Genomic DNA, 24,942 nt, shown 5'->3' with positions numbered 1-24,942 from the left:
AGCGGTGCAAGCCGCGTCCGGGTGCGACGCGTTCGCCCCGTCACACCGCGCAAGCCGCGTCCGGGTGCGACGCGTTCTCCTTGCCACGCCACGTGGGCCGCCGGCGCGGTGTGTCTGGATCAGGGGCGGTCGCTGTTTTGCACCAGCAACATGATCGCGTCGCGCTTTTCCAGCAGATGCTGGCGCAGGATCGCGCTCAGGCGCTTGCCATCGCGGGCCTGAAGGGCCTCGATCATCTGTTCATGATCATGCAGCGCCCGGTCCCACTTCGGCGCCTGCTGGTTGGACAGGAAACGCAGCGCCTGCAGACGGCGGTTCACCGTGAGATACATCTGGCGCAAGGCCGAATTGCGCGAAGCCAGGTTGATCAAGTCATGGATGGCGCGGTTGCGCTGGTAGTAGCCCACCAGATCATGCTGGCTCTTGCTCACCACCATGGCGTTGTGCAAAGCCTTGATCTGGTCCAGCTCCGCTTCGGTGATGCGCTCGCATGCCAGTTCGCCGGCAAAGGCCTCCAGACCACTCATCAACTCGAACGCTTCGCGAATTTCCAACTCGCTCATGCGCGCCACGCTGGCGCCGCGGTTGGGATTGATCTCGATCAAGCCCTCCCCGGCCAGTACCTTCAGGGCCTCGCGCAGCGGGGTACGGGAAATACCCAGCGTCTCGCACAACTCGCGCTCGTTCAGCTTGGTCCCGGGCGACAGCACCCCTTCGGTGATGAACCCACGCAGGTGCTCTACCACGGTGTCGTGCAGGCGCTGCCGTTCGAGCCGTGGCAACTGCAGCGCGGGCGTGGCCGGGGCGGCCATTGACGATGACTGCATGCAAACTCCTTGTATCAATGGGTTAACGCGAGCTCTTCTTATTCTAAAAAGCGCGAATCTGAGCCGATATTAGCGCAATTCAGTGGTTTGACACAGCGGGCCCAGCTGCTAATGTAATTTTGCATTCAAAATACAACAACAAAGGGTTCACTCATGCTCAAGCTCGACTTCCATCCTGCCGGCCGCCATTTTCTGCAGATCCCCGGCCCCAGCCCGGTGCCCGATCGCATCCTGCGCGCCATGAGCTACCCGACCATCGATCACCGCGGCCCCGAGTTCGGCGAACTGGGTCTCAAAGTGCTCGAAGGCATTCAACGGATTTTCAAGACCCGCCACCCGGTGATCATCTACCCCGCTTCGGGCACCGGTGCGTGGGAAGCGGCACTGTGCAACACGTTGAGCGCAGGCGATGAGGTGCTCATGTTCGAAACAGGCCATTTCGCCAGCCTCTGGCAGAAGATGGCCATCAGCCTGGGGCTCAAGCCCGAATTCATCGGCCTGCCAGGCATCGAAGGCTGGCGCGGTGGCGTACGCGCAGACATGATCCAGGCGCGCCTGGAACAGGACAGCGAGCAGCGGATCAAGGCCGTGTGCGTGGTGCACAACGAAACCAGCACCGGGGTGACCTCCGACATTCCCGCCGTGCGCCGGGCCATCGATGCCGCCGGGCACCCTGCCCTGTTGCTGGTGGACACCATCTCCGGGCTCGCCTCGGCTGATTACCGCCATGACGAATGGGGCGTGGACGTCACCATCTCAGGCTCGCAGAAAGGACTCATGCTGCCGCCCGGTATCAGCTTCAACGCGCTGTCGCCCAAGGCCATCGAGGCCAGCCAGCGCGGCGGCCTGCCGCGAAGCTTCTGGGCGTGGGATGACATCATCGAGATGAACAAGACCGGCTACTGGCCCTACACCCCCAACACCAACCTGCTCTATGGGCTCTCCGAAGCGCTGGACATGATCCTCGGCGAAGGCCTGGACAACGTCTTCGCCCGCCATCAGCGCCTGGCTCAAGCCTGTCGCACTGCCGTGCAGGCCTGGGGCCTGCCCATCCAGTGCGCCGACCCCAGCGTCTACAGCCCCGTGCTCACGGGTGTGATGACGCCCGAAGGCGTGGACGCCGACCAGGTGCGCAAAACCATTTACGAACGCTTCGACATGTCGCTGGGTACCGGCCTGGGCAAACTCAAGGGGCGCATGTTCCGTATTGGTCATTTGGGCGACTGCAACGACCTGACCCTCATGGCCACCCTGAGCGGTTGCGAAATGGGCCTGCAGATGGCCGGGGTGAAACTGGACGCCAGCGGCGTGCTGGCCGCGATGGATTACCTGGGCGGGCAGCACGTGCCCCTGCGCCGCGAGTGAAACCAACGGCGCCGCCGCCTCTGGCTGCGCCCGATGCGACTGACTATCCCGACTCAACGCCTGCGGGCGTAAACAATAAGAAACTGGAGATAGAACATGAAGCGGTTATATCTGCGCCCTACTACCATGGTGCTGGTCATGCTGTGCGCCATGTATTTCATCACGTACCTGGACCGGGTCAACGTCAGTACCGCCGCGGTCGGTTTCGGCAAGGAGTTCAACCTCACCAAAACCGAGATCGGCATCGTCTTCTCGGCATTCGCCTATCCCTACCTGGTGTTCCAGATCATCGGCGGCTGGGTCAGCGACCGTTTCGGCGCCAAACGCACCCTGGTGGTGTGCGGACTGATCTGGGCCAGCGCCACGGTGCTCACCGGCATGGCCGGCGGGTTCGTCTCGCTGATCGTGGCGCGGGTGTTGCTGGGGCTGGGCGAAGGCGCCACCTTCCCTGCCGCCACTGCGGCCATGTCGCGCTGGGTTGGCAAGGAAAACCGTGGCTTCGCCCAAGGCATCACTCATGCCTTTGCCCGCCTGGGCAACGCGCTGGCGCCGGCGGCGATGGTCGCGGTGATGGCGGCCTATGGCTGGCGCGAGTCGTTCTATGTCTGTGCCGGCATCAGTTTCGTCTGGGTCGCGCTGTGGGCCTTGGTGTTCACCGAGCAACCCAAGGATCACCCGCGCATCACCCAGCAGGAGCTCGACGCCCTGCCCCCGCCCAAGCCCAAGAACACCATCAAGCTGCCTTGGGGAAGATTGTTCCGGCGCATGGCCCCGGTCACCATCGTCTACTTCTGCTACGGCTGGACCCTGTGGCTGCTGTTGAGCTGGGTACCCATGTACTTCATGAACATGGGCCTGGACCTGAAAAGCACGGCCATATTCGCCTCGACCGTATTCTTCGGTGGCGTGGTCGGCGATACCCTGGGCGGCATCGTCAGTGATCGCATCTACAAACGCACCGGCAACCTCAACCGGGCGCGCAGCCTGATGGTTGCGATCTGCCTGTCGTTGACCCTGGTGGCCCTGCTGCCGCTGATGTTCACCCACGACATGTACGTCTCGCTGGCTTGCCTGGCGATTGCGTTCTTCTTCTCGGAGATGACCATCGGGCCGATGTGGGCGATTCCCATGGACATCGCTCCGGACCATTGCGGCACCGCCAGTGGCATGATGAACACCGGATCGGCCATGGCCGCGATCATCAGCCCGGTGGCCGCCGGACTGCTGATCGACAAGTTCGGCAACTGGCAGCTGCCGTTCATGGTCAGCATCGTGCTGCTGGCCATTGGCGTGGTGCTGTCGTTCCGCATGCGCCCACAGAACCGCTTCGTCTACGAGCTTCCGACATCCGCCGCGCCGGTGGCTGTCGCGGTACCCAAGTGACTTCTGGCGCAATGACATCAGGCGCGAAACAATTCTGAGCAAGGAGTACGATAACCAAGACCGGTAAGGCGGCGGGCCAGCCTGGATAGCTTGCCCGCCGCCATGCCTCCTGCCCGGAGTAGCCTGCCATGCCTCGTTTGTGTGCCAACCTTTCGATGCTGTTCACCGAACATCAATTCCTGCAGCGCTTTGCCCACGCCGCCAAGGCCGGGTTCAGGGGTGTCGAGTTTCTGTTTCCGTACGACTTCGACAGCGCCGAGATCAAGGCGCGACTGCAGCAGCACGGCTTGACCCAGGTGTTGTTCAACCTGCCGCCCGGCGATTGGGATAGCGGTGAGCGCGGGATCGCCTGCCTGCCAGACCGCCGCGAGGAGTTTCGCGCCGGCGTGGCCACGGCCATCGAGTACGCCAAGGTGCTGGGCAACACCCGGATCAACTGCCTGGCCGGTATCGCCCCGCCGGGCAGCGATCCGCAGCAGACGCAACGAACCCTCGTCGACAATCTGCGCTACGCCAGCGAAGCGCTGGCGAGTCATGGCATTCGCCTGGTGATGGAGATGATCAACACCCGCGACATGCCCGGCTTCTACCTGAACGGCACACCGCAAGCATTGGCGATTCGCGAACAGGTGGGCCACGACAATCTGTTTCTGCAGTACGACATCTATCATATGCAGGTGATGGAGGGAGATCTGGCGCGCACGCTGCAGGCGCACCTGCAGGCTATCGGCCATGTGCAACTGGCGGACAACCCCGGCCGCCACGAACCCGGCACCGGGGAAATCAATTTCCGTTTCCTGTTCCAGCACCTGGACCGGATCGGCTACCAGGGCTGGGTCGGTTGCGAGTACAAACCGTTGAATGGCACCGAGGCCGGGCTGGGCTGGATGAAGAGCCACAACCTGGCCTGAGCTGCGGCGCGCTACAGAGGCTGGCGTTCGTAGGCGCGGTATTCCGGCTTCCAGAAATGCACGTCGATCGCCTCGCGCAACGCGGCCTCATCCATCGGCGCGGCCACACCGTCCTTCTGCGCTGCCAGCCCTACCGCCAGGGCGATGCGTTTGCTGACCGCCTGCACGTCGCGCAAGGGTGGCAACATTTGTCCCGCTGCCGCGCTGTCGGCCAGCGCTTGTGCCGAAGCCATGAGCATGCCGTCGGTGATGCGCGTGGCCCGGCTGGCAATGGCACCCAGTCCCACACCGGGGAAGATGTAGGAGTTGTTGCACTGAGCGATCGGGAAGGTACGGCCCAGCACTTCGATCGGCAGGAACGGACTGCCGGTGGCCACCAGCGCATTGCCTTCGGTCCACTGCAGGATGTCCTTGGGGTGAGCTTCGATCTGTGAAGTGGGGTTGGACAACGGCATGACGATCGGTGCGGGGCAATGCTGGTACAGGGTCTTCACCACCTCTTCGGTGAACAGCCCGGCTTTGCCCGAAACGCCGATCAGCACGCTCGGCCTGGCGTTGCTCACCACTTCCAGCAGGGTTGGCCACTGCCCGGCGAACGACCAGGAGGTCAGCGTCTCGCTGTCGTGGGCCAGGCGTTGCTGGAAGTCGTACAGGTCGGGCTGGCGGTCGGTCAGCAAGCCCTTGCTGTTGAGCAGATAGACACGGCTGCGCGCCTCCTTGTCGCTCAACCCTTCCAGCTGCATGGCAGTGATGATCTGCTCGGCGATGCCACACCCGGCGGAACCGGCGCCGACGAATGCCACGGTCTGCTCGGAAAGCTTCTGGCCCTTGACCTTGCACGCGGCCAGCAACGTGCCCACGGTGACGGCGGCGGTGCCCTGGATATCGTCGTTGAAGCAGCACAGCTGGTCACGAAACCGCTCGAGCAGTGGCATGGCATTGCTCAGGGCGAAGTCCTCGAACTGCAGGATCGCCTCCGGCCAGCGCCGCTGCACGCCCTCGACGAACGCCTGCACGAAGGCTTCGTAGCGTTCACCGCGCACGCGCTCTTCGCGGCGCCCGAAATACAGCGGGTCGGCGAGTCGCTCGGGGTTGTTGGTGCCCACGTCGAGCACCACCGGCAGGGTGTAGGCCGGGCTGATGCCACCGCAAGCGGTGTACAGCGACAGCTTGCCGATGGGAATGCCCATGCCGCCCACGCCCTGGTCGCCCAGGCCAAGGATTCGCTCGCAGTCACTGACGACGATGACTTTGACGTTGTCCTTGGTCACGTTGTTGAGGATTTCGTCCATGCGCTCGACATCGTCGATGCTGATGAACAAGCCGCGATGGCTGCGGTAGATGCGCGAGAATTCCTGACAGGCCTTGCCGACCGTGGGTGTATAGATGATCGGCAGCATCTCGTCGATGTGGTCGTCGACCAGGCGGTAGAACAGCGTCTCGTTGGAATCCTGGATCGAGCGCAGCAGTACGTGACGTTCGAGGTCGGTCGAGCATGCCTGGAACTGGTGATAGGCCCGCGCGCATTGCTGGTCGATGGTTTCGATCTGCTGGGGCAACAAGCCTTGCAGGTGCAAGTTGTCGCGCTCCTGTGCGGTGAAGGCGGTGCCCTTGTTCAGCAACGGCGTGGCAAGCAGTGCCGGGCCGGTGAACGGGACCTTGATCGGGCGTTTGGCGGAGCTGGTCATGCTGTCTCTCCCTTGCTTTTTGTATTTTGCATTCAAAATAGACGCCTTTGCCAAAGGGTGCCATCGGTTTTAGCGCAATCGCCGCCGTGGCGCCAGCACCGGCAGCGGGTTCATGCCGGTCGACGTGCACGAGAACGGCCTGCAGGCGGCGCTGCGCAAAGCTCTTCGAACCTTTGCCGATCACGGGCCGTCGTAAATGCAGGCCTCATGCACCGAGGCATTCGCACCCGAGGAACGACACCATGCAGATCATTCATCCGAAAGCGCGCTATCAACCCTACAGCTCTTCTTCCGGAGGCTGGGGATCGGCGTTTTCGGTGATGAATATCCTTTGGCGCCAGCAGGCGCTGGGCAAGGGCCCTGCTGCGCTGTTGCGACAAAACAAGCCCGACGGGTTCGCCTGCGTCAGCTGCGCGTGGGCGAAGCCGGGCAATCCTCATGCCTTGGAATTCTGCGAGAACGGCGCGAAAGCGACCGCCTGGGAGCTGACCGCGCTGCGCACCGGTCCCGAGCTGTTTGCCAAGCATAGCCTCAGCGAGTTGCGCACCTGGAGCGACTACGAGCTCGAACGCAACGGGCGCCTGACTCATCCGATGCGTTACGAGGCGGCCAGTGATCGTTATGTGACCACCACGTGGGAGGAAGCCTACCAGGGCATCGGCGAGCAACTGCGTGGGCTGGAGCCGGACAGCGTAGTGTTCTATGCCTCGGGACGGGCCTCGCTGGAAACCTCGTTCATGTACCAGTTGCTGGCCCGCGCCTATGGCACCAACAACCTGCCGGACAGCTCGAACATGTGCCACGAAAGCACGTCGGTCGGCCTGCAGGAAAGCATCGGGGTACCGGTCGGAACGGTGAACCTGAAGGATTTCGAGCTGACCGACTGCATCTTTTTCTTCGGGCAGAACGTGGGCAGCAACAGCCCGCGCATGCTTCATCCACTGCAGGAGGCGCGCAAGCGCCAGGTGCCGATCATCAGCTTCAACCCGCTGCGCGAGCGCGGTCTGGAACGGTTCGTCAATCCGCAATCGCCGGTGGAAATGCTTGGCCCCGATTCCACGGTGATCAGCACGCAGTATCACCAAGTGGCCATCGGGGGTGACACGGCGGCGGTGATGGGTATCGCCAAGGCTCTGCTGGCGATGGACCGGGCGGCGCGTGCCGACGGCCGGCCTTCGGTGATCGACCATGATTTCATTGCCGAGCACACCGAGGGCGTCGATGAATTCCTGGCGCAGGTGGATCAGCACGAATGGGCCGCGCTGGAACAGCGCAGCGGCCTGGATCGCGCGGCGCTGGAGGCCGCTGCCACCGTGTATGCCCGCAGCAACCGGGTGATGATCATCTATGGCATGGGGCTGACCCAGCATCGCCATGGCGTGCAAAACGTGCAGATGCTGGTCAACCTGCTGTTGTTGCGCGGCAACATCGGCAAGCCAGGTGCCGGTATCTGCCCGGTGCGCGGTCACTCCAACGTGCAGGGCCAGCGCACCGTGGGCATCACCGAGGATCCGGCCAAGGTTCCGGTCGACAAGATCGAGTCGCTGTTCGGCATCAAGGTACCAAAGCAAAAGGGCATGGCCACGGTGGATGCCTGCGAGGGCATCGTGGCCGGTACGGTCAAGGGTTTCATCGGCCTGGGCGGCAACTTTCTGCGCGCGGTGCCGGACACCCAACGCATCGAGCCGGCCTGGGCAGGACTGACCCTCAACGTACAGATCGCCACCAAGCTCAATCGCACGCACCTGTTCCCCGGCCAGCATGGCTGGCTGCTGCCGTGCCTGGGGCGCATCGAGCGCGACGTGCAGGACGGTCGCCGCCAGGTCTACACCACCGAGGACAGCACCGGCTGCATCCGCGCCTGGGAAGGCCGCGCCGAGCCTGCCAGCGAGCACTTGCGCGCGGAGTTGGCGATCATCGCCGGCCTGGCCCACGCGACGCTGAGCGGCAACGAGCAGATTCCGTGGGAGCTGTGGCGCCAGGATTATGCCCGCGTGCGGGAGGCCATCGCCCAGACCTATCCAGAGATCTTCCATGACATGGAGACACGGATGTGGGAGCCCGGTGGTTTCCATCGGCCGCTGGGCGCCTGCGAGCGCCAGTGGACCACGCCCTCGGGCAAGGCGCAGTTCGTCACGGCCAAGACGCTTGACGAGGACGACGACGTCTCGCAGAACGCCGGACAGCGCGATGTGCTGCAACTGATGACGCTGCGCAGCAACGATCAGTTCAACACCACGGTGTATGGCTACGAGGACCGTTTTCGCGGGGTCAAGGGCACGCGCAGCGTGATTTTCCTGAACCGTAACGACATCGTCCGGCTGGGTTTCAATCCGGGCGACTGGGTGACGATTCGTACCGCCATCGAGCCGCAGGTGCGCCGCGAGGTGGGGCCGATGCAGATCATCGCCTACGATATCCCGATCAATTGCGCGGGCGCCTACTACCCCGAATGCAATGCATTGGTGCCCTTGTGGCATTACGCGAGCAAGAGCAAGGTGCCCGCCGCCAAGTCGATCCCGGTGACCCTGCACAAGGCCCAGGCCGGTGCCGAAGACATGGCCCACGCTATTCCATTGGCCGACCAGGTGATCTAGCACCCTATGGGAGCGGTCATCGGCCGCGAAAGGGACACTGCGTATTGCCTGACCCACCGCGGCGCGATTCGCGGCCACGGACCGCTCCTACAGTTTGTCCGCGTACGCCTGTGCCACAGAGGATCTCGGTACCCCTGTAGGAGCGGTCATCGGCCGCGAAAGGCATACCGCGGATTGCCTGATGCACTGCGGCGCCTGATTCGCGGCCACGGACCGCTCCCACAGTTTGTCCGCGTACTTCCTGTGCCAAACGGGATCCCGGTCCCCCTGTAGGAGCGGTCATCGGCCGCGAAAGGCATACCGCGGAGTGCCTGACACACCGCGGCGCCCGATTCGCGGCCACGGACCGCTCCCACAGTTTGTCCGCGTACTTCCTGTGCCAAACGGGATCCCGGTCCCCCTGTAGGAGCGGTCATCGGCCGCGAAAGAGACACTGCGGATTGCCTGACACACCGCGGCGCCCGATTCGCGGCCACGGACCGCTCCTACAGTTTGTCCGCGTACACCTGTGCCAAACGGGATCCCGGTACCCCTGTAGGAGCGGTCATCGGCCGCGAAAGAGACGCCGCCGAGTGCCTGACACACCGCGGCGCCCGATTCGCGGCCACGGACCGCTCCTACAGTTTGTCCGCGTACACCTGTGCCAAACGGGATCCCGGTACCCCTGTAGGAGCGGTCATCGGCCGCGAAAGGGGCACCGCGGATTGCCTGATGCACTGCGGCGCCTGATTCGCGGCCACGGACCGCTCCTACAGTTTGTCCGCGTACACCTGTGCCAAACGGGACCCCGGTACCCCTGTAGGAGCGGTCATCGGCCGCGAAAGGGGCACCGCGGAGTGCCTGACACACCGCGGCGTTGGGTTTTCTGCAACCCACAAAAATCTGCCGCCCCCCGTTGACGGCAACTTAAATCTGGTGTTTCCTGAAACCGGTTTCAATTCAACGATCGCCTGCCCATAACATCCATAAAAGGACTCAGGCCGTGACCCGTCTTTCCATTCCTGTGCGCCCCCGCGTGACCATGCTCGACGTTGCCGAGCGCGCAGGTGTATCCAAGGCCAGTGTTTCGCGCTTCATCGGTGATGATCGCGGTCTGCTGTCCGACGTCATCGCCACACGCATCGCCCGCGCCATCGACGACCTAGGCTATCGCCCCAATCAGATGGCCCGTGGCCTCAAGCGCGGTCGTACGCGCCTGATCGGCATGCTCATGGCCGATATCCGCAACCCCTACTCGGTGGCCGTGATGCATGGCGTGGAAACCGCCTGCCGTCGCCATGGCTACAGCCTGGTGGTGTGCAACACCGATCGCGACCCGGAACAGGAACGCCAGCAGTTGCAGGCCATGCGTGCCTACAACGTCGAGGGTCTGATCGTGAACACCCTCGGCCACCACCTGGATGAGCTGCGCGAGCTGCAACGGGAACTGCCCATGGTGCTGGTCGACCGCAAGGTGGCCGACCTGCCCAGCGACCTCGTCGGGCTGGACAACCGGATGGCCGTCGGCATGGCCCTCGACCACCTGCACGGGCAGGGTTATCGCCACCTTGCGCTGGTCAGTGAAGCGGTCGATGGCACCAGCTCCCGTACCGAACGCATCGAGGCCTTCGCACAACGCACCGGCGGCCCGGTGTTCTACACCGGTGGCAACCTTGGCGAGCAACTGCGGACTTTCCTCGCCAGCGCCGACGTCGGGCCCAAGGCGCTGTTCTGCGCCAATGGCGTGGCGGCGCTGGCGTGCACCCTGGCCCTGCGGGAACTGGGCAGCCCGGCCTTGGAAGACGTGGGACTGATCGCGCTCGACGATCTCGACTGGTACCCCTTGGTAGGCAACGGTATCACCGCCCTCGCCCAACCCACCCATGCCATCGGCGTGCAAGCCCTGGAATGCCTGTTAAAGCGGCTGCAGGGTGCGCAAGGTCCAGCCCAGACGTTCCACTTCACCCCTGACCTGATCATCCGAGGTTCCACACCGCCACGCTAACCGAACACTGCTACGTACGCCTTGCGCAGGCCAAATTTGAAACCGGTTTCAGAGGACAATAAAAATGTATCCCTATCCCGTCTCCATCAGCCTTTCCAGTTTCGGCGCGGACCACGTCCGTTCACAGGGTCAGGCCAGCCTGGCACCGCTGGTTGCCCAGACCGGTGCCAGCCATATCGAACTGCGCGAGGAGCTTTTCGGTGACTTCGATGCGCCCTCACTGCGCAGCGCGATCGCCGCGCAAGACCTGACCTGTGTCTATTCCTCGCCGCTCGAACTCTGGCAGCCCGGCCAGGCTGCGCCTAATCCGCAGCTGCAACAGGCGCTCGCTCGCGCGGCCGCGTGCAACGCGATCTGGCTAAAGGTCTCGCTGGGCTTTTTCTCCACTGCCAGCGACTTGCACCTGTTGCATGACCAGTTGCGCGATCAACCCGTGCGCCTGCTGATCGAGAACGACCAAACCGCCCACGGTGGTCGGATCGAGCCGCTGGTCGACTTCTTCACTGCGATAGCCCGGCAAGGCCTGCCCGTGGGCATGACCTTCGACATCGGCAACTGGCAATGGCAGCAACAGTCGGTATCGAATGCCGCTCGACAGCTGGGCCGTTTCGTCGAGTACATCCATTGCAAGGCAGTACAACGCACCGCCGCCGGCAAGCTGGTCGCCACGCCGCCCGAGCTGACCGACCTGCACCAATGGTCACGCCTGCTCTGCCACATGGCACCAGGCCTGGTGCGGGCCATCGAGTACCCGTTGCAGGGCAGCGATCTGCTGGCGGTCGGCAAGGCCCAGGTGGCCACCCTCGCCTGCCTTGGCCAAGCCGCGCAGGAGGTGGCGCATGGCTGAGTTCGATGTGCTGAGTTTCGGCGAAACCATGGCCATGTTCGTCGCCGAGCAGACCGGCGAACTGGCGGATGTCGAGCGTTTCCACAAGCGCATTGCCGGTGCCGACAACAACGTCGCCATCGGCCTGTCGCGGCTGGGCTTCAACGTCGCCTGGCTGAGCCGAGTGGGCAACGACTCGCTCGGTCGGTTCATCGTCGCGGCGTTGCAGCGCGAGGGCCTGGACTGCAGCCATGTCGGCGTGGATTCACAGCACCCCACCGGGTTCCAGTTCAAGTCGCTGCAGGACGATGGCCGCGACCCCACGGTCGAATACTTCCGCCGCGGATCGGCAGCCAGCCATATGGGCATCGCCGATGTACCTGCGCGATTGCTCGACGCCCGCCACCTGCATGCCACCGGCATAGCCCCAGCGCTGTCAGCGAGCATGCACGCGTTGACCCGTGGCCTGATGACTGCCATGCGCTCCGCAGGGCGCAGTGTCTCGTTCGACCCCAACCTGCGCCCCTCGCTGTGGCCCAGCCAGGCGCACATGATCGAGCAGATCAACAGCTTCGCTGCACTCGCCGACTGGGTATTGCCGGGCCTGGCCGAAGGACGGTTGCTCACCGGACACGAACACTGCGAAGACATTGCCCGCTTCTACCTGGACCTTGGTGTGCAAGCGGTGGTGATCAAGCTGGGCGCGGACGGCGCATTCTATTGCAGCGCCGAGCAGCAAGGCTACGTGGCCAGCCGCCCGGTGGCCAAGGTGGTGGACACGGTCGGCGCAGGTGACGGCTTTGCCGTGGGCGTCATCAGTGCCCTGCTCGAAGGCCGCGACCTGGCCCAGGCCGCCGCGCGCGGCAACTGGATCGGCAGCCTGGCGGTGCAGAGCCCGGGCGACATGGAAGGCCTGCCGACGCGCGCCGCGCTGATCGAGGACGAAAGCCACTGACGCACGCAAAAAAGCCACCCGCAAAACGTTGCGCGCTGCACCCGTGAATTAGAACGCCCTACCTGTTGCGACAATTACAAAATGCTCAGGAGTCAGACCATGCACAGCCAGACCGTGAAACTCGCCAGCCGTCGCTGGTGGTACATCATGCCAATCGTTTTCATCACCTACAGCCTGGCCTATCTGGACCGGGCCAATTATGGTTTCGCCGCAGCCTTGGGCATGGCCGCCGACCTGAACATAACGCCGGGCCTGTCGTCGCTGCTCGGTGCCCTGTTCTTCCTGGGTTACTTCTTCTTCCAGGTCCCCGGCGCGATCTATGCGCAGAAGCACAGCGTCAAGCAGTTGATCTTCGTCAGCCTGATCCTCTGGGGCAGCCTGGCCACCTTGACCGGTGTCGTCTCCAGCGCCTACTGGCTGATCGTGATCCGCTTCATGCTCGGCGTGGTCGAAGCCGTGGTCATGCCAGCGATGCTGGTGTACCTGTGCCATTGGTTCACCCGCGCCGAACGCTCGCGGGCCAACACTTTCCTGATACTGGGCAACCCGGTGACGATGCTGTGGATGTCGGTGGTGTCCGGCTATCTGATCCAGCATTACAGCTGGCGCTGGATGTTCATCATCGAAGGGCTGCCCGCCGTCATCTGGGCATTCATCTGGTGGCGCCTGGCCGATGATCGCCCCGCCCAGGCGAAATGGCTGAGCCAACAGGAAAAGGACGACCTGCAGCAGGCCCTGGCCGCCGAGCAGGTGGGCATGAAGCCGGTGAAGAACTACGCCGAAGCCTTCCGTTCGGGCAAGGTCATCACCCTGTCGTTGCAGTTCTTCCTGTGGAGCGTGGGCGTGTACGGCTTCGTGCTGTGGCTGCCGTCGATTCTCAAGCAGGGCGCGCAGATGGACATGATCGAGGCCGGCTGGCTGTCTTCCCTGCCCTACCTCGCAGCCGTGATCGGCATGCTGGTGGTGAGCTGGTTTTCCGACCGTATGCAACGGCGCAAGCGCTTCGTCTGGCCACCATTGCTGCTGGCGGCACTGGCGTTCTACGGCTCCTACGCGCTGGGCAGCGAGCACTTCTGGTGGTCCTATGCACTGCTGGTGATCGCCGGAGCGTGCATGTACGCGCCCTATGGTCCGTTCTTTGCCATCGTGCCGGAAATCCTTCCTGCCAACGTGGCCGGTGGCGCCATGGCGCTGATCAACAGCATGGGCGCGCTGGGTTCGTTCGCCGGGTCCTACCTGGTCGGCTATCTGAACGCCAGCACCGGCAACCCGGGTGCGTCCTACCTGTTGATGAGCGGAGCGCTGCTGCTCTCGGCTTTGCTGACCATCATGCTCAAGCCCGGAGGCTGCGATGTGGTGGTCGGTAAACCGGGTGCCACCTCGCTTGCGTCCTGCAAAAACTGACGCAGATCATGAAACTTGGTGAAATCGCGCGGTATTTGCCCCAAAGCGCACAGCTGTCATCCAGGCAGTGCTACTTTTAACACTCGACAGGCTATCCATTCGGATGGCCTGCCCTGCCACGTGCGGCGTGCAACAGGTGGGCGCGATGAACAAGATGACATTTCCAAACGCTTGCCAGGTCATGCGCTGGCACTTTCACCCCATGGGCTTCGAGGGCAGCATGGACGCGCCCAGCAGCATGGTGGCCAGGCTATTCGACCGCAGCAGCGGCGAAACCCTGCTGGCCATCGCCGGGTTGCCCTGTGCGACGGTCATGAATGCCACCGATGTCGAGCGCATCATCGAGGCGGTAGAAGCCGAGCTCGAGGCGTTCATCCCGCCGCTGGCACTCAAGGCGGGCTGAGCGCCCCATCAGTCCCTCACTTCGATCCGAAATGGCTGTGCAGCGTATCCAGAATGATGCGGGCGGCATCCGGCGCGGCATTGTCGTTGAGCAACCCCTGCCAGCCGCTGCGACCGGGCAAGTGCCGAGCCCGCTGCAGGAGGGCCGGCCATTCGTCTGCCACTGGCACGCCGGACACACCGAGCGCGACGCCCAAGCTTTCGAGCTGCAGCGCCTGCAGGCGTTGCTCGTCGAACGGCCGCTGCTCGGCGATGGCGATCAAGCGACCGCCCAGGTGTGCGACCTCGGCGACCACATTGTCACCGGCACTGCCCACCACGATCTCGGCGCGCAGCAGTTCCGGCAAGGGGTCGGCGAGTTGCCCCAGCAGTATCAGGTTTGCCGGCAACGGCAGATCACTGGCGGGCAACGGTCCGGCCACACGAAACCGATCTTCGGGGCAGCGTGTGGCAATGGCAATCAGCGAATCGACGGTGAACGCCGTGCCCCCCTGTCCGGTGATTACCAGCACCGCGCCACGCTCGGGCTCGACCTGCACGCTGCTGCGTTCGCTGTACCGGGACACCCAACCGCAGTGATCGGTCTTGGCCAGCACCCAGTCGGGCATCTGGCTGCACTCCATCGACGCCGGGTATGGCGCGAGCAAGCGCGAGGCCGATGCATAGGCCTGCAGATGGGCCGGATCGGTACGTTCGCCGTGCTGGCGCATGTACACGCACGGTACGCCGAAAAGACGCGCCAGCATCGCCACCTCTACCGACACATCGACCACCAACAGGCACGGCCAAGCGCGCCGCATCCAGTCGGCCAGAAGCGCCATGCGCTCGCGCAGTCCGTCCACGGCCAACGGGGCGTAATGCAGTGACGCAAAGCTCTCCACGTGCATGCCTGGGGCGGTGTCGCCGGGCAACAGCAGGGATCTGACCGTGGCGGGGTAGCGGCCTTCGGGCAGGCGTGAGCCGATCAGCGTGACCTCGCAGTCCATGTGCCGGGCGATGGCCAGCGCGCGCATGCCATGGCCGGAGCCGTGGTGATGCACGTAGTAGCCAACCTGCGCGCGCTCAGGCACCGGCGTCGGCCACCTGCCGTAGCAGCGTGTCGTAGCGATCGAGCATGACCTCGTGGCTCCACTGGCTCTCGGCGTGCAGGCGGCAGGCCAGGCGTGACTTGCGCCGGGCCAGGCGCAGCGCCTGAGCCAAGCCTTCGACATCCCCGCCTGCAGCCAGCGCACCGGTAGCGTCGGTGAGCAGATCGCCCACCGCGCCACGGGCGAAGGCCGCCACCGGTGTGCCGCAGGCCAGCGCTTCTGCCACGACCAGGCCGAAGGGCTCTTCCCAGCAGGGCGTGACCAAGGCAGCGGATGCGCTGGCCAGCTCGATGGCCAGTTCGTCGCGACCCAAGTGGCCAAGGTACTGGCACTGGTCACTCAAGCGCGGCTGGATCTGCTCTTTGAAGTAGCGCGGGTCGAGCGCCTGACCGGCCAGGCGCAGCGGCACGCCGGCCAGTTTTGCGGCGTCCATGGCAAGGTGCGCGCCCTTGTCCGGCACCAGCCGACCGAACCAGATGGCATGCTCCAGCGGTGCCGCGCGCGGCGACCACAGCTGCAGGTCGATACCGTTGGGGATGATATGGCACTCGGGAATGACGTCTTTCCACTGCCGTGCATTGGCCTCGGAGATGGTTGCGAAATGCCCGGCGCGGCGTTCGCCGCTGTAGGCGTTGATCAATTCGAAAAATGGCGGGGTGTGCAGCACCGTCAGCATCGGCGTGCGAATCATCGAGGCCATGGTCGCAGGCACATAGTGCAGGCTGTTATTGAAGATGACGTCGAAACGGCGGTCGTCGATGTTCTGCATCGCCTTGAGGTAGGCGTGATGCTCTTCGATGTACTCGGAGCTCAGGCAGGCCCGTCGACCGTCCTTGTAGGTGGTGTCATCCCACACCGGTACGATGTTGAGCGCCGGATCGCTGGACGAACTGGCGAACAGCGTAACGTCATGGCCGCGCTGCATCAGCCCGGATGTCACATCGTGGGTGAACGCTTCCAGGCCGCCGGCGAACGGTTGGCGAATGGGGTGTTTGATGTGCGTCAGCACACCGATGCGCAACGGGCGGGCGGAAGATGAAGACATCGGGGATGTTCCTGGCACGGATTGCAGCTTTGAGGCTGGCGCGCAGGAATGGTTGCATAAAGTAGCGACGGGACACCGCGGCGCCCGGTTCGCGGCCACAGACCGCTCCTACAGGTGACCTCGTATCCGTAGGAGCGGTCAGCGGCCGCGAAAAGCACACCGCGGATTGACTGACACACCGCAGCGCCCGTTTGGCGCCCTCAGGCCGCTCCTACCGGTGACCCCGTACCCGTAGGAGCGGTCAGCGGCCGCGAAAAGCACAACGCGGATTGACTGACACACCGCAGCGCCCGCTTCGCGGCCAAGGACCGCTCCTACACAGGTTATGCCCTGCCGTATCAGGCCTTGAGGGTAGCCATGTCGATCACGAAGCGGTACTTCACGTCACCGGCGTGCATGCGTTCGAACGCCTCGTTGATGTTCTTGATGTCCAGCATCTCGATATCGCAGGTGATGTCATGCTCGGCGCAGAAATCCAGCACCTCCTGGGTTTCCTTGATACCGCCGATCAGCGAACCGGCCAGCACGCGGCGCTTGAGCACCAGGTTGGCCGCATGCAAAGCGGGATCTACCGGCTGGATCAGCCCGACCAGAATGTGCACACCGTCGAAACGCAGGGTTTCCAGGTAGGGGTTCAGGTCGTGAGGCACCGGAATGGTGTCGAGCAGAAAGTCGAAGGTCTCGGCTGCGGCCTTCATCTGCTCGGCATCGGTCGATACGATCACATGGTCCGCACCCTGGCGACGGCCTTCGGCAGCCTTGCTCGCCGAACGGGTGAACAGCGTCACTTCAGCCCCCAGGGCCTTGGCGAACTTGATGCCCATGTGGCCCAGGCCACCCATGCCCAGAATACCGACCTTGTCACCCGGCTTGACGCCGTAATGCTTGAGCGGCGAGTAGGTGGTGATGCCGGCGCAGAGGATCGGCGCGGCGTTGGCCGGGTCGAGGCCGTCGGGAATGCGCACGACGAAATTCTCGCTGACCACGATGCTGTCGGAATAACCGCCCATGGTGTTGCTGCCATCGACCCGATCAGGCGTGGCGTAGGTCATGGTCGGGCCTTCCAGGCAGTACTGCTCGAGGTCCGCGTGGCAGGCGTCGCAATGCTGGCAGGAGTCGACCATGCAGCCCACACCGACGCGGTCACCCACGGCGTACTTTTGCACCTGGGCGCCGACAGCGACCACGCGGCCGACGATTTCGTGGCCCGGTACCAGTGGGTACACAGCGATGCCCCAATCGTTGCGAGCCTGGTGCAGGTCGGAGTGGCACACGCCGCAATACTGGATTTCGATGCTGACATCGTCAGGGCGCAAGGCGCGACGTTCGAAGCTCAAGGGCGCCAGGGGCGTGGTGGGCGAAAGCGCGGCGTAGCCGAGTGCCTTGGACATGGTAAACCTCTCGAAATGAAAATGATCAGGCCCCGATTGTGGCTTTCCCGCGCGCCCGAGGCCATGTCCGATCCTGCGCGATGAATGCCCATTCCTCCGAGCACCCCGCAAACGGGGCCCGAACGTGCGATCATCCGCGACCGATTTCATGCCTGATCCGTGGTATCCCATGAGCCTGACCAAACACCTCGACGCCAACGCTGGCCTGGTACAGCTGATCCGCCCGCTGGCCATTGCCGATGACTGGATTCCGACCTCCATCGACGGTCTGCGCATCGTCTCGTGTCGCAGTCACGTGGCGCGTACCGCGCAGATCTATGAACCCAGCCTGATGGTGATCGCGCAAGGCAGCAAACTGGCGTACCTGGGCGAGCGCACGTTGGAGTACGGCGCCGGCCATTACCTGATCCAGGCCCTGCCGGTGCCCTTCGAATGCGAAACCTTCGCCAGCGAACAATTGCCTCTACTGGGCGTGTCGATACCGATCGACCGCACATTGCTGGGTGAATTGGTGCTGGCCATGGAGCCCGGACCGAGCCAGGCGCAGACCACCGAGTCGATGACCGCGGTACCGCTGGACGACCCCATGCGCGGGGCCGTGGAACGGCTGCTGCAGTGTCTGCACGATCCGCAGGACCGCCTGGCAATGGGTCAGGCGCGTTTGCGCGAGGTGCTTTACACCGCACTGCGCGGGCCCAACGGGCATGTGTTGCGCGCCCTCGTGGAACAGCAAGGCCAATTCGCCCGTATCGCCGGTGCATTGTCCTGGCTGCACGCGCATTACGAGCAGCCGCTGCAGGTCGATGATCTGGCGCGTCGAGCGAACATGAGTGCATCGACGTTCCACGAGCATTTCAAGCGCAACACCCTCGCCTCCCCCGTGCAGTACATCAAACGCCTGCGCCTGCTCAAGGCCCGTGCGCTGCTGGTAGCGGACGCAATGAACGTCAACCAGGTTGCGTTGCGCGTGGGTTATCAGAGCAGCTCGCAGTTCAGCCGGGAATATAAACGCCTGTTCAACCACAGCCCCGGCCAGGAACGAGTAACGCGCTGAACCCCGACGCGGCATCATGTACAGCACCACCCCTGTAGCAGCGGCGCAAGCCGCGTCCGGCTTCACCGCGTGGTATCAGGCACACCGCACCCACCGCCGACGCGGCTCGCGCCGCTGCTACAGAAGCACCGCGATCCCCTGTAGCAGCGGCGCAAGCCGCGTCCGGCATCACCGCAGGGCATCAGGGACGCCCGGTCAGGTTTCGCGTACGACCAGTTCGAAGCCCAGGTCGATTGCCTGGGCGCTGCCACACTTGCCAGCCATGCTGTCGAGCAGCATCTGCGCGGCCTTGCGGCCGATCTCGGCGCGCGGGGTACGGATCGAGGTCAGGCGCGGTACCAGATGCGCCGAACCCGGCAGATCGTTGAAGCCCACCATGCCCACTCGTCCCGGGATGGCGATGCCCAGGCGCTGGGCCTCGTAGATGGCGCCCTGGGCCAGGTCGTCGTTGCAGAAGAACACCCCGTCGACATCCGGATGACGCTGCATCAAATCAGCGAACAACTCGCCGCCCAGGCCGATCGACGAAGGCTGCGGGCACAGCACCTCGAGTTGGCGATCATGCACCCCCGCCCTCACCAGCGCCGCCCTGAACCCCTCGGCACGCTGCATCACGCGGGGGTCGAGCTGCGCGGCCACGTACCCCAGGCGTCGGCGACCGGCGTCCAGCAGATGCTGGGCCGCCACGCTCCCAGCCTGCTCCTGAGAGAAGCCGACACAGGCGCGCGCGCCGCCGGCGCCCAATTCCATCATGTGCACGCACGGCACGCCGCTGTTGTGCAACATGGCCTGCGAGCGTTCGCTGCGGCTCATGCCAGTCAGCAGGATGCCGCCCGGCTTGTAGGCCAGGTAATTGCGAATCAGGTTTTCTTCTTCGTCGACATCGTAGTGGTAGTTACCGATCAGCACTTCCAGCCCGCGCGGACGCATCACTTCATGGATGGCTTCCAGCGTGTCGATGAACAAATGGTTGGACAGCGAGGGAATGAGCACCACCACCGACTGGCTCTGCGCCGAGGCCAAGGCGCGTGCGGCCGGGTTGACTACATAACCCAAGGTCTGCGCGGCCTCCAGCACCTTGCTGGCCAACTGCGGAGCGACTGTGGACACTCCGCGCAGGGCGCGCGAAGCCGTGATAGGGGAAACACCTGAAAGTTTGGCAACTTCGGCCAGGGTCGGCAGGCCAGTTGCACGTGAACCGATTCGCGCCATGATTCTTGTTGTTATCTACTTGCAATGAAAAAGAGTTGAGGTAAGGTAGCGCTGTCTCGAATCCAGAGCAATAATGATTTGTGCCTTGCTATTACCGCAGGCTGCACCAGACTGCTTTGACAAGATCAATAAGATGAGGGCGCCGTATCCACGAACGGCCGGCCCCAGCAGGAGTGACTTGATGAATGCCCCTCTGAACGCTTTGGTGGTGATGGGAGTCTCCGGCTGCGGCAAGAGCAGCGTCGGCGCCGCCATCGTTGGCCGCAGCGGCGGCCGCCTGATCGAAGGCGACAGCTTTCACCCCGAGGCCAACATCGCCAAGATGAGCGCCGGCCACCCCCTCGACGACAATGACCGCGCCGGTTGGCTGGTGCGCCTGGGCGAGGAAATGCGTGCCTGCATCGAGTCCGGGCAACGCCCTGTGCTGACCTGCTCGGCGCTCAAGCTCAAGTATCGCAAGACCCTGCGCGACGCTGTGCCCGGCCTGGGCTTCGTCTTTCTCGAATTGACCCGCGAAGAAGCCGCCAACCGCGTTGCCCATCGGCCCGGCCATTTCATGCCGGCCAGCCTGATCGACAGCCAATTCGCTGCCCTGGAAGCGCCGACCGGCGAACCATTGACCCTGGACCTGGACGCGACCACTCCCATCGTGGAGCTGGCGCAGCAGGTGGAACATTGGCTGGTCGAGCACGGCGCTTCCACGCTGGCTTGATCGGTACTCGAAGACAGCGCTGTCTGGGCATTCCGCGCAGCAGTGTTTGATGTCCCCAACCACAACCGTTGCGCCCACAACAACGACAACACGAGGCAAACCTTTATGTTTGGCTTAGCTCACGACACCTACTTGCTGCTTGATGCACTGGTCACCATCATTGGTCTGATCGTGCTTATCACCCAGTTCAAGGTCCACCCTTTCGTCGCACTCACCATCGCGGCGATCTTCCTCGGCCTGACGTCCGGTTTGCCGGTCGTCAAAGTCATGAAGTCGTTTCAGGACGGCTTTGGCGGGGTTCTTGGATTCGTCGGCATCATCCTTGCGCTGGGCACCATGCTCGGCAAACTGATGGCCGATTCGGGCGGCGCCGACCAGATCGCGCAAACCCTGATCCGCAAGTTCGGGGTCAAGCGCATTCACTGGGCGATGATGTTCTCCGCGTTCCTGGTGGGCATCCCGCTGTTCTTCGAGATCGGCTTCGTGCTGCTGATCCCGTTGGTGTTCATCGTTGCCCGCCGTTCCGGCGTGTCGCTGGTGAAGATCGGCATCCCGCTGCTTGCCGGCCTGTCGGTGGTGCATGGCCTGGTGCCGCCGCATCCGGGTCCGCTGTTGGCCATCGGCATCTTCAACGCCGATATCGGCAAGACCATTCTCTACGGTCTGATCGTTGGCCTGCCCACTGCGATGATCGCCGGCCCGATCTTCGGCTCGTTCATCTCCAAGTACATTCCGGGCAATCCCTCCAAGGAGCTGATGGACCAGATCGCCAAGGAGTCGGACAACCAGAACCTGCCCAGCTTCGCGGTAACCCTGATCACCATCCTGCTGCCCGTGTTCCTGATGATGCTCAAGACCTTCGCCGACGTGGCCCTGCCAGCGGAGAACCTGTTCCGCCAGTGGATGGACTTCATCGGCCACCCGATCACCGCACTGCTCGCGGCCCTGTTGCTGGCCTTCTACACCTTTGGTGTGGCGCGCGGTTTCGACCGTTCGAAGATCATGAAGCTGCTGGACCAGAGCCTGGCGCCTACCGCTGCCATCGTGCTGATCGTCGGCGCTGGCGGTGGTTTCAAGCAGATGCTGGTGGATACCGGCGTGGGCAACATCATTGGCCAGATGGCCGTACAGGCCGAGGTCAACCCGATTCTGCTGGCGTGGCTGGTGGCTGCGGTGATTCGCGTCGCTACAGGTTCGGCAACGGTCGCGACCATCACCGGTGCCGGTATCGTGGCCCCGGTCATCGGCATGATGCCCGGCGTCAACCGTGAGCTGCTGGTACTGGCCACCGGCGCCGGCTCGGTGATCCTGTCGCACGTCAACGATGCTGGTTTCTGGCTGGTCAAGCAGTACTTCAACATGACCGTGACCGAAACCCTGAAGACCTGGACCGTGATGGAAACCATCCTGTCCGTCGTCGGCCTGATCTTCATCCTGCTGTTGTCGATGGTGGTCTGAGCCCGACCGTTGCTGCGGTAGCGCCTGATTCGCGGCCGATGACCGCTCCTACAGATGTGCATTCCCCTGTAGGAGCGGTCATCGGCCGCGAAAGCCGCTCCGCAAATCAGCGCCGCTTCAAGCGATCGATGATCACCGCGATCAACAGAATCGTCCCGCGAATCACGTATTGATAGAACGTGTCGATATTCTTCAGGTTCATCGCGTTCTCGATGATCGCCAGAATCAACACCCCGGCGATCACGTGGCGAATCATGCCGATGCCGCCGGCCAGTGACACCCCGCCCAGCACGCAAGCCGATATCACCGTCAATTCGAAGCCCTGGCCGATCATCGGCTGACCCGAGGTCATCCGCGACGCCAGCACCACACCGGCCAGCGCGCCGATCACCCCGTGCACGGCAAAGATGATGATCTTGGTGCGATCCACATGCACGCCCGCCAGCAGCGCGGCTTCCTGGTTGCCGCCGATGGCCATGGTGTTGCGCCCATAGGTGGTGTAGTTGAGCAACCAACCGAAAAAGATGAAGCAGACGATGGTGATCAGGATCGGCACCGGCACGCCCATCAACTGGCCATTACCGAAGATGAAGAAATCTTCCTGCATGACCCCGACGGCCTTGCCGTTGGAAAAGATGTAGGCCAGTCCGCGCACGATCTGCATCGTCGCCAGGGTCGCGATCAAGGCATTGATGCGCAACTTGGCGATGACGATGCCGTTGATCAAGCCAACCACCAGACCCATCAGCAAAGCCGCGCCCACGCCCAGCAACACACTTTCGGTGTCGCGCATGACCACCGCCGCAATGACCCCGGCGCACGCGATCACCGACCCCACGGACAGGTCGAAATGCCCGGACGCCAGGCAGTAGAGCATTGTGCAGGCCGCAATGCCGGTGGTCGAGATGGCCAGGCCGAGCCCGCGCATGTTCAATGGCGAGAGAAAGTTGTCGATGAACATCGTGCACAGCACGAAGATCGCCAGCGCGGCGAGCAGCATGACCCACTCGTCCAGAAAGAGACGCAGGTTGAGGCCCTGACGGGGCGCCGGCAGCGTGTTTTGCGTAGACATAAGCACCTCTGTTGTTATTGTTCAGCCGCGAGTGCGCGGCAGTGCCAATTGCAGCAACCTGGATTCCTGCGCCTGTTCGCGCAGCACTTCGCCGGTCAACGCACCTTCACTCATCACCAGGATTCGATCGCTGATACCGATCACTTCCATCAGGTCGCTGGACACCACGATCACCGCGATACCATCGGCGGCCAGGCCATGAATGATCTGGTAGATCTCGGCCTTGGCACCGATGTCGATGCCGCGAGTGGGTTCGTCGAGCAACAGCACCTTCATCGGCATCGACAGCCAGCGACCAAGGATGGCCTTTTGCTGATTGCCGCCCGAGAGGTACATGATCGGCTGCTCGGCGGACGGGGTCTTGATGTTCAGCGCCTTGATCTGGCGCGCGGCGTTGTCCTTTTCCCACGCGCCCTGCACCAGGCACCCCAGGGTGAGGTGGCGGTCGCGCGCACCGATGTTGATGTTTTCGGCCACGCTGGCCAGAGGCACGATGCCTTCCTTCTTGCGGTCCTCCGGGCACAGCAGAATGCCAGCGGCGATGGCATCGCGCGGATTGGCCAGGGTCAGCGTGCGTCCCTCCAGAGTCAGGCTGCCCGCCTTGCTCGTCGCCAATCCCGACAGCAAGCGCAAAAGCTCGGTGCGACCTGCGCCCACCAGGCCGAAGAAGCCCAGCACTTCACCCTTGGCGACGCTGAAACTGACCGGCTCGTGCAGCCCTGGTCCGAGCAGCCCGTCCACCCGTAGCGCCTCGCCCTGCTGGGGGCGCGGACGATAGTTATAGATATCCTGGATGTCACGACCGACCATGCAGGTCACCAGTTGGTCGTGGCTCAGCTCGGCCATGTCATCGAAGGTGCGTACGTAGCGACCGTCCTTGAACACCGTAACGGCGTCGCAGATGCGGAATATCTCCTCCATGCGGTGGGAGACATAGAGGACCACCCTGCCCTCGTTGCGCAGCTTGGCAATGATCGTCATCAGCCGGTCGATTTCGCGAGCCGACAAGCTGCTGGTCGGCTCGTCGAAGGCAATCACATGGGCATTGCGCGACATCGCCTTGGCGATCTCGACCAACTGCCGCTGGCCCAGGGACAGGCTGCCCAGGCGCTGGCGCGGATCGATTTCGTCGGCCAGACCGGCCAGCAGTTCTGCGGCCCGGCGCAGCATGGCGCCGCGATCAATCAGGCCGAACCGCGCTGGCATGTGGCCCAGCAGCAGGTTCTCGGCGACACTCATTTCCGGCACCAGGTGCAGCTCCTGGTGAATCACGGCCACACCGCTGCCGATGCTCTCGGCGGCGGACTTGAACACCAGGGCCTGGGCACCGATCTGCAGGCTGCCCGTGCTGGGCTGGTAGGCACCACCGAGGATCTTCAACAAGGTGGACTTGCCGGCACCGTTTTCGCCCATAAGGGCATGCACGCTGCCCGGGCTCACTTCGAAGCTGATGTCCGACAGTGCGCGCACGCCCGGAAAATTCTTGCCGATACCGTTGAAACGCAATGACTCTACACGCATGGATACAACTCCAGAGCAGGCATCACGGCAGGCCGTGAAGAATCAGC

The 24,942-nt window shown here is 63.5% G+C and carries 20 protein-coding genes; 12 read left to right on the top strand and 8 right to left on the bottom strand.

All coding sequences use genetic code 11. From position 1 onward, the window contains the following. Positions 1 to 119: 119 nt before the first annotated feature. Entirely contained in the window at positions 120 to 827 is a 708-nt protein-coding gene (locus tag IFT57_RS11095; protein ID WP_192151407.1) for a GntR family transcriptional regulator, read from the bottom strand. A 153-nt stretch (positions 828 to 980) separates the two neighbouring features. Here IFT57_RS11095 and IFT57_RS11090 point away from each other — a divergent pair, with 153 nt between their 5' ends. From IFT57_RS11090 to hyi, 3 genes are all read left to right on the top strand, one after another. Next, positions 981 to 2,192, top strand: coding sequence for a pyridoxal-phosphate-dependent aminotransferase family protein (locus IFT57_RS11090; RefSeq protein ID WP_192151406.1), 1,212 nt, complete (start codon positions 981 to 983; stop codon positions 2,190 to 2,192). 96 nt (positions 2,193 to 2,288) lie between these two features. Then, positions 2,289 to 3,575: an MFS transporter gene (locus tag IFT57_RS11085; protein WP_122797681.1), complete on the top strand. Its 1,287-nt coding sequence runs from the start codon at positions 2,289 to 2,291 to the stop codon at positions 3,573 to 3,575. A 128-nt stretch (positions 3,576 to 3,703) separates the two neighbouring features. Continuing rightward, positions 3,704 to 4,486 (top strand): hydroxypyruvate isomerase, encoded by a 783-nt coding sequence (gene hyi / locus IFT57_RS11080; protein WP_192151405.1) that lies wholly within the window; start codon positions 3,704 to 3,706, stop codon positions 4,484 to 4,486. Positions 4,487 to 4,497: 11 nt separating this feature from the next. Here hyi and IFT57_RS11075 read toward each other — a convergent pair whose 3' ends face one another. Beyond that, on the bottom strand, positions 4,498 to 6,174 hold the full coding sequence (locus IFT57_RS11075) for an NAD-dependent malic enzyme (protein ID WP_192151404.1): 1,677 nt from the start codon (positions 6,172 to 6,174) through the stop codon (positions 4,498 to 4,500). Between the two features lie 242 nt (positions 6,175 to 6,416). On the opposite strand from IFT57_RS11075, the gene IFT57_RS11070 reads away from it, so the two are divergent. The 6 genes from IFT57_RS11070 to IFT57_RS11045 all read left to right on the top strand — a co-directional run bounded on the left by IFT57_RS11070 (position 6,417) and on the right by IFT57_RS11045 (position 14,343). After that, the gene (locus IFT57_RS11070; protein ID WP_192151403.1) at positions 6,417 to 8,771 is read left to right on the top strand and encodes an FdhF/YdeP family oxidoreductase; all 2,355 of its coding nucleotides are present in this window, start codon (positions 6,417 to 6,419) and stop codon (positions 8,769 to 8,771) included. A gap of 982 nt (positions 8,772 to 9,753) precedes the next feature. After that, on the top strand, positions 9,754 to 10,755 hold the full coding sequence (locus IFT57_RS11065) for a LacI family DNA-binding transcriptional regulator (RefSeq protein WP_446731187.1): 1,002 nt from the start codon (positions 9,754 to 9,756) through the stop codon (positions 10,753 to 10,755). Positions 10,756 to 10,819: 64 nt separating this feature from the next. After that, a complete protein-coding gene (locus IFT57_RS11060) occupies positions 10,820 to 11,602 on the top strand; it encodes a TIM barrel protein (RefSeq protein ID WP_192151402.1) in 783 nt (260 codons plus the stop codon). Beyond that, a complete protein-coding gene (locus IFT57_RS11055) occupies positions 11,595 to 12,536 on the top strand; it encodes a sugar kinase (protein WP_192151401.1) in 942 nt (313 codons plus the stop codon). Before IFT57_RS11060 ends, IFT57_RS11055 begins: the two co-directional genes overlap by 8 nt. Before the next feature lie 99 nt (positions 12,537 to 12,635). After that, positions 12,636 to 13,940, top strand: a complete 1,305-nt coding sequence (locus IFT57_RS11050) for an MFS transporter (protein WP_192151400.1) — start codon at positions 12,636 to 12,638, stop codon at positions 13,938 to 13,940. A gap of 127 nt (positions 13,941 to 14,067) precedes the next feature. Continuing rightward, positions 14,068 to 14,343 (top strand): DUF1652 domain-containing protein, encoded by a 276-nt coding sequence (locus IFT57_RS11045; protein ID WP_122715805.1) that lies wholly within the window; start codon positions 14,068 to 14,070, stop codon positions 14,341 to 14,343. 16 nt (positions 14,344 to 14,359) lie between these two features. Here IFT57_RS11045 and IFT57_RS11040 read toward each other — a convergent pair whose 3' ends face one another. From IFT57_RS11040 to IFT57_RS11030, 3 genes are all read right to left on the bottom strand, one after another. Then, positions 14,360 to 15,412: a hypothetical protein gene (locus IFT57_RS11040; protein ID WP_192151399.1), complete on the bottom strand. Its 1,053-nt coding sequence runs from the start codon at positions 15,410 to 15,412 to the stop codon at positions 14,360 to 14,362. After that, positions 15,405 to 16,475 (bottom strand): glycosyltransferase family 4 protein, encoded by a 1,071-nt coding sequence (locus IFT57_RS11035; protein ID WP_244657297.1) that lies wholly within the window; start codon positions 16,473 to 16,475, stop codon positions 15,405 to 15,407. The genes IFT57_RS11040 and IFT57_RS11035 overlap by 8 nt, the downstream gene beginning before the upstream one ends. A 338-nt stretch (positions 16,476 to 16,813) precedes the next feature. Then, entirely contained in the window at positions 16,814 to 17,866 is a 1,053-nt protein-coding gene (locus tag IFT57_RS11030) for an NAD(P)-dependent alcohol dehydrogenase (protein ID WP_122478292.1), read from the bottom strand. A gap of 169 nt (positions 17,867 to 18,035) precedes the next feature. Here IFT57_RS11030 and IFT57_RS11025 point away from each other — a divergent pair, with 169 nt between their 5' ends. Then, positions 18,036 to 18,920, top strand: coding sequence for an AraC family transcriptional regulator (locus tag IFT57_RS11025; RefSeq protein WP_192151398.1), 885 nt, complete (start codon positions 18,036 to 18,038; stop codon positions 18,918 to 18,920). Between the two features lie 195 nt (positions 18,921 to 19,115). Here IFT57_RS11025 and IFT57_RS11020 read toward each other — a convergent pair whose 3' ends face one another. Beyond that, on the bottom strand, positions 19,116 to 20,132 hold the full coding sequence (locus tag IFT57_RS11020; RefSeq protein WP_122797697.1) for a LacI family DNA-binding transcriptional regulator: 1,017 nt from the start codon (positions 20,130 to 20,132) through the stop codon (positions 19,116 to 19,118). 181 nt (positions 20,133 to 20,313) lie between these two features. On the opposite strand from IFT57_RS11020, the gene IFT57_RS11015 reads away from it, so the two are divergent. Next, the gene (locus tag IFT57_RS11015; RefSeq protein ID WP_122715290.1) at positions 20,314 to 20,844 is read left to right on the top strand and encodes a gluconokinase; all 531 of its coding nucleotides are present in this window, start codon (positions 20,314 to 20,316) and stop codon (positions 20,842 to 20,844) included. Positions 20,845 to 20,949: 105 nt separating this feature from the next. After that, positions 20,950 to 22,302, top strand: coding sequence for a GntP family permease (locus IFT57_RS11010; RefSeq protein ID WP_122477027.1), 1,353 nt, complete (start codon positions 20,950 to 20,952; stop codon positions 22,300 to 22,302). Between the two features lie 106 nt (positions 22,303 to 22,408). On the opposite strand, the gene araH is transcribed toward IFT57_RS11010, so the two are convergent. Together araH and araG are read right to left on the bottom strand one after the other, a co-directional pair. Further along, positions 22,409 to 23,374 (bottom strand): L-arabinose ABC transporter permease AraH, encoded by a 966-nt coding sequence (gene araH / locus IFT57_RS11005; protein ID WP_192151397.1) that lies wholly within the window; start codon positions 23,372 to 23,374, stop codon positions 22,409 to 22,411. A 21-nt stretch (positions 23,375 to 23,395) separates the two neighbouring features. Continuing rightward, positions 23,396 to 24,895: an L-arabinose ABC transporter ATP-binding protein AraG gene (gene araG, locus IFT57_RS11000; RefSeq protein ID WP_192151396.1), complete on the bottom strand. Its 1,500-nt coding sequence runs from the start codon at positions 24,893 to 24,895 to the stop codon at positions 23,396 to 23,398. Positions 24,896 to 24,942 lie beyond the last annotated feature (47 nt).

The organism is Pseudomonas sp. CFBP 13719, from assembly GCF_014842095.1.
Lineage (GTDB): Bacteria > Pseudomonadota > Gammaproteobacteria > Pseudomonadales > Pseudomonadaceae > Aquipseudomonas.
This window is presented reverse-complemented; position numbering and strand designations above follow the sequence as displayed.